3 protein-coding genes and 1 pseudogene are annotated in these 6,109 nt (G+C 45.6%); all 4 read left to right on the top strand.

What is annotated here, in order from left to right:
- Positions 1–6 precede the first annotated feature (6 nt).
- Positions 7–150 carry an IS3 family transposase gene (locus ABDZ76_RS17310; RefSeq protein ID WP_343808545.1) on the top strand — a complete coding sequence of 48 codons (144 nt, stop codon included), beginning with the start codon at positions 7–9 and terminating at the stop codon, positions 148–150.
- 1,227 nt (positions 151–1,377) lie between these two features.
- Positions 1,378–4,815, top strand: coding sequence for an autotransporter family protein (locus ABDZ76_RS17305; protein ID WP_343808538.1), 3,438 nt, complete (start codon positions 1,378–1,380; stop codon positions 4,813–4,815).
- Positions 4,816–5,437: 622 nt separating this feature from the next.
- Positions 5,438–5,725, top strand: a pseudogene (locus ABDZ76_RS17300) (DDE-type integrase/transposase/recombinase); the annotation flags it as partial.
- Positions 5,726–5,992: 267 nt separating this feature from the next.
- Positions 5,993–6,109 (top strand): transposase (locus ABDZ76_RS17295; RefSeq protein WP_343808542.1); only part of this gene is annotated, 117 nt, incomplete at its 3' end.

Here is a 6,109-nt window from a genome sequence, read left to right as displayed (position 1 = left end):
AAATCAATGCGCGAAATTGAATGGGAAGCACTCAATTGGGTCCATTGGTACAATAATCAACGTTTGCTGGAGCCAATCGGATATATAACACCTGTAGAAGCCGAGGAGGCTTTCTATCAGAATATGAAAACCTTTGATAAAGCTGCATAATCGTCGAACAAATTGCCCTCCGGCAAACACGGGGCGGTTCAAAAAAGAATGGGCAGGCACTGAAATATTTTCGGAGCATGTTAAACGATGTTGGTGATCCTAGTGATCTGGAAAGATGTGTACTTGGGGATGAAAACTGGGAGCTATCTGTCGACGAAAGAATAGCATTATTAAAGAAAGCAAAGTCACTAGGCGCGTCTTCGACTGCTTTTTTGATAGATTTTTATGGCTATATGGGTGCGCACTTGGACCCAGAACCGAAAAAAGAAAGCTCTTTCCAGAATCTGGTTTTTCTTTTGAGGGGACACCGATCATGATTTTGCATTAGAAGGCGCTAATGGAATATCTCTAGTTTTGCAAAGCAGTCCAATATGGCTATCTCCCAAAATATGGAAATCGGATTAGGCTTCTTTTACTCATGGCAAAATGTTGATTTTGCGATGAGTAAATAGCTATATTTTCTAATGCAGTTCTGAAAATTTTAGTAACGTATTTTGCACAAATGGAAAGTTATTTGTTTATTATCAATTTGGTTGCGTATTTTAAGACATAAAGCTTAAATTTCGACTGAGAATAAATGTCGGTATCGGTAGTTGCGCGCCCCCGCAACCAAGTATAATAAGAAGACATCAATCTATTCAAATAGTTAGCTGGCGGCTTTTGTATTTCAAAAAACTTCGAAATGTATTGAAATCTATTTTTATCAGTTATAATAGGGCATTAGCCAAAACAGGTTCAAATCAGAGCGTAGCAAACCACGCAACCACATACAATATTTAATGACCGTAATGGGGGCGGGTATCTGTTTTAGCGATATTTTTTGTGCAGTAATCTGCCTGCCTTTAGTCTAGTTGATGCCATGGCTAATTTGAAATCTGATACTACTACTCAAGGAAATAGAGTCGTTTTGCAATATGTTTCAATTCTCTGGAGCATATTTATTGCGGCTAGAAACGAATGATTGTTTGGGCGTAAATCCAGGTGATCCAGGTTTGAGTTTTCCAGAATAAATGGGGTCTTAACTATGGCAACATGGCGTCCTCGTTCATCAAGATATATTTTAAAAAATTGAGTTCTTCAAAATAGATTTATCAAGTCAAGCATTAAATCTTTATATTTATAATAATAGTATTTTTACTTCTACCAAATTTCAGTGATAGATTTTCCTGAGATTCTGCTGTTCACATCGTAATTCGATAATAATTTAAGCAGGCAGAGGGCATATCAATGAAACTGAGTTCTATATTGGCTTTGGCATCAACGACCTGTTTATCTGCGGGGTTGTTGACGAGTCTTTACTCCGGCAGCGCTCATGCTTTCACCCCCCATATAATTACTGATGCGAACGGCAATCCCGTTTTTGAATTGCGGATGTTTTATCCGCAAGACGGGAAATTTTTCGGGGATGCTACCTCAACTTGGGTCTTTGATCCGCTCACAATTGATCGCACAAAATCAGCAGCTCAATATTGGGCTGACATCATCAAGGTCACTCCAGGGCAAAATCCAGCCATCATCAATGTCGGCACCGAAGAGGAGGATAATGCCTCTGCAATAAGTGTTATTTCGCAAGAGGTGAATGGTGCTGGCACGCTTATAAATTCCGCTCTGAATAATGGCGTGATCGATCCGGAGCACATGCTTGACGGAGCGCATGGAGTAATCACGATTGGAAAAATGGATTGGGACTGGCAACAGCCCTTTGTTCCATCGCAATTGATTCATACGCCCCAAGTGGATATGACCAGTACCCTTATTCATGAGATAGCTCATGGCCTTGGCATCGCGGCTTCAGTCAATTACGAACAAAACAACGCTTTGATAGATGCACAATTTGAATCTGAGATAAACGTTTGGTCCACTCATCTGATTGATCGTAATGGTAAGGCTGCCGCACCTGATCAAACGATCATTTGCAATTTTTGTGAACCCGCTGCGGCAGGAGCTGATACATTTGATATCGGTGACGGTTTTGCTTATTTCGCAGGGTCGAATGTAAACGCAGTGCTTAATGGTGCCATGCCGGGCATTCCGGTGCGCATAGATTTAAATTTGCTTCCTGGTCATTTAGATGCCCCGTTTTCGCATACTGAGCTTAGGAACAGTATGATGAGCCATCAACAATATTCAAATTATATGTCGTTAATGGAGGCTGAATTCGCCGCTTTGCAAGATATCGGCTACTCGATTGATCGCCGTAACCTGTTTGGCTACTCAGTCTATAATGATGGCATTACACTGATTAATGATAACCCGTTCTTCGCTCGCAATAGTGAAGGCACTGCGTATATCCCCAACAGCTATAACACCGCGATCATGGGGCTTGGCCTGCATATCTATGGAAGCGGCAATATAATTGCCCAACGTGCAGATTTGCTATCCGCAGGGGCGGGAGGTGCAGGTGTTCGTGTCGATGGCATCGGCAATACGATGACTATTTTGCCCGGAACACGGGTTCACGCGAACGGTGAGAACGGTCTTGGTGTGTTGTTTGCTTACGGAAAAAATCACAGCCTGACCCAACGCGGTGATGTGCAAGCCATGGGGGAAAATGGTATCGCGGTCAGTTTTGACTTTGGCCATAATTCACTAGGTGACAACAATGAATATCGCGGTTCTTATTTTGTAACCTCGGGAAAACGAGATTTAGAAAATTATTTTCCCGATTATTATGAAACGGCACTGAATGAAGTGAATGGCCCGCTTGTCACAAGCTTCGATCTGACCGGTCGTGTTGCAGGTAACAAGGCTGCCATTTTCATGTCAGAAAATGCCTTGGTGGGACAGATCAATGTCATGCAAGGGGCAAGTATTTTCGGGGATATTATCTCTGATTATTATCAAACAGATGATAATGGCAATTTGCGTTTGACTGAGCTGAGTTTCGGCTTGAAGGCTGATGCACAAGGGAATTCGACTGGCGCAGCTGATACGGATTTCAGACTGGCTTACGGTGGCAATATCAAGGGCAAGAATATTTCGCTGCATCTTGATGGCGGCACAACACTGTTGACTGGCAACCATCAAGTCTTTGATGTCGGTGTGGCGCAATCAGCAACGCTTTCCGGTCAAGGGATTTACCAGATAGATGCAGCTCAGCACTTCCGCAATAGCGGGATATTAAATCCTTCTGTTGCTGGTGCGACAATTACTATTGACGGCAATTATGCTCAGTCAGCTACCGGCACCTTGCAACTCGCATTCAATGATCAGTCTGACATCAGCAGCCTGATTGTAAACGGCAATGCCGATCTTGATGGGACGATTAGCTTTGCAGCAGATCGCGGTTATTATCGTGATGGTTTTACGCTCACCTCTAACCAATGGCTGCAAGCTGGTGCTATCACTGATGACTTCACAAATGTTAGCACCACATTGAGCTCGCCGACACTTAACGCGAGTGCGACAGATAATGGTAATCTGTCTTATACCGTATCATTGAGCCGTGATGCTGATGCTTATTCGCAATATGCAGATAATAGCGACGACCGTGAAGTTGGTGCTGCATTGGATAGTCTCGCCACTAATGCTGCGACAGAGTTTAAACCATTGCTCGCAGCACTGGATTTTTCTGCATCTGACGGCTCAACCATTCGCTCAAGTCTGCCGCAACTAAGTGGTGAGGCCTATGCATCTGCAAGCGGTGTTTTGCTCAATGCCAGCGGTATCACCCGATCATCGGTCAATAATCGCCTGTCTCAGGCATTTGGCGGCACACCGGTTAATCCGGTTTCCGTGATGGCCTATGGCCCGAAAGCCAAAATCAGTCAGGCAGGCAATGCCATTGATCATGTTGCGCCGGTTAATGCTGATGATCTTCAGCGCTATGCCGCATGGGGTGCCGCTTTTGGCAGTTGGGCTACACAATCGGCAACTGATAATGCCGCACGCACCAAGTCGACTATTGGTGGGTTCATCACCGGTATTGACGGTGATGTTTATGATAGTTGGCGGTTGGGTCTTATGGCCGGATACAGCCGTTCAACCTTTAAAACGCCAAGCCTTTCTTCATCTGGTTCCAGCGATAATTATACTCTTGGTGCTTATGCAGGAACCGAATGGGCGACAGCACAAGGCGCGCTCGGTTTCCGCTCAGGGCTTTCCTATTCCTGGCACAATATCGAGATGAGCCGCTCGGTTGCTTTCAATGGTTATTCTGACAAGCTGTCCGCTGATTATCATGGCGGTACGTTTCAGGTGTTTGGTGAATTGGGCTATAAGCATGATCTCAGCCCGCGTTCGATCATCGAGCCTTATGCTAATCTGGCCTATGTCCATGTCAGAACGGATAGTTTTACCGAAAAAGGCCATAATGGTGCAGCGCTCAGCGTACAATCCGGCACGATGGACACAACCCTCTCAACCCTCGGCATGCGTCTCTCAACCAGCTTTGAGCTTGGTGATACACTGACAACTGCTCGTGCTGATCTTGGCTGGCGGCATGCATTTGGCGATGTAATTCCATCATCAACCGCAAGCTTTGCTGCAGGTTCCAATGCGTTCACAACATCGGGCAGCCCGATTGGCAAGGATACTGCACTGATTGAAGCCGGACTTGATTTCGCCATTACGAAAAACGCCAAGCTTGGCGTCTCTTATCAAGGGCAGTTTGGTTCAGGTATCACTCAAAACGGTGTCAATGCTAATTTCAGCGTGAAATTTTAGACCTTGTAAGAATAAACTGGATTTGGAGACCTGTATGGAGATAAATTTAGCCGTTAAGTTTCATGCGGCTAAATTTTACTGTATTAGATGTGTAGTGGTTTAAACTTGATATTGTTTTGAAACGTGCCAGAAGGTGGAGCTATTAAGCATTATCTTTTATTGCTACAAGTCTCTGTGTGATCACGCCTCCGCCAACCCTCTCAACTTGCGAAGCTCCAGCCTGCGGGGCCATGTTCGCTGGCAAGCTTGGCCAACCGTGGGAGGGGGCTTGGAAGTTGGGCCAGCCAAGTGGCTCGCTGTACTCTGTATAGGCTGCCACGACATCCGCGTCCGGCGGAGGCGTCTAGGCCTTAGCGCCCGCCAGCGCCTGCTTGTCGAAACTAGTTAGGCGAACAGCCAGAGCATCCACGAAGCCGTTGAGCTTGCTATCCGGCAGTGCGCGAGTGACCATGCCGGAGATGCCATAAGATTGGTGGTTTTGGAATTTTTACCGGCGGCTAACTAGGCTGTTGGTTCTCTCAAAGTTAGTACACCACACTCCAACTGCCTAAACATATGTTTACAAAGTGCGTAGTGAATGGCTGCCTTACTGCCTTTTTGTTCTCTATCGTTTTGATGACGGGCACCCAACCAGAAATGGGCAAGCGATATCACTTATGTCTGGACCAAAGAAGGCTGGGTTTATCTTGCTGTTATCCTTGACCTGTATTCACGTCGCGTGATTGACTGGGCAACAAGTGATCGATTAAAATGGGCTCTTGCACTAAGGGCACAGAATACGGCGTTGGCTTTGCGTAAAACCACCTCTAGGTTGCAATCTTCAAATATATAAATGGCTTTTATAATCCACGTGGAAGACATTCAACGCTCGGCTGGATCGCCGGTGGTGTTCGAGGAAAAAACTGCATAATATGAGCAGTAGGCCGGAACATAATCGGTGCAAGTCCAGTTTAAGCGTGATACGGTTTGCATCGCACTGGACAGTGACTTGCCGCGCCGCCAAGTTGCCTCAGATTTAAGTATTGGCTATACAAAGCTTATGAAAAAATCGTTTCTGTTCTCGATGAAGTGAAGACACTCTCACGTCCACGGATATGACTATGGTTGGGCGCATGACCTGAGCCCTGCAAACTCCTCCAGATTTTGTTAGAGTCCAATCCTTGGTAAGAGATGGACAATGAAACGCTCACGGTTTTCAGACGAACAGATAATCGGGATGATTAAAGAGCAGGAAGCTGGAACGCCGACAGCACAAGTGTGTCGCAAATATGGAATTAGCAGCGCCAGTTTTTAT

The organism is Paenochrobactrum glaciei, from assembly GCF_039522165.1.
Taxonomy (GTDB): Bacteria; Pseudomonadota; Alphaproteobacteria; order Rhizobiales; family Rhizobiaceae; genus Paenochrobactrum; species Paenochrobactrum glaciei.
This window is presented reverse-complemented; position numbering and strand designations above follow the sequence as displayed.

Coding starts and splice junctions, on each gene's coding strand:
- ABDZ76_RS17310 (WP_343808545.1), top strand. CDS start 7: ATGCGCGAAATTGAATGGGAAGCACTCAATTGGGTCCATTGGTACAAT.
- ABDZ76_RS17305 (WP_343808538.1), top strand. CDS start 1,378: ATGAAACTGAGTTCTATATTGGCTTTGGCATCAACGACCTGTTTATCT.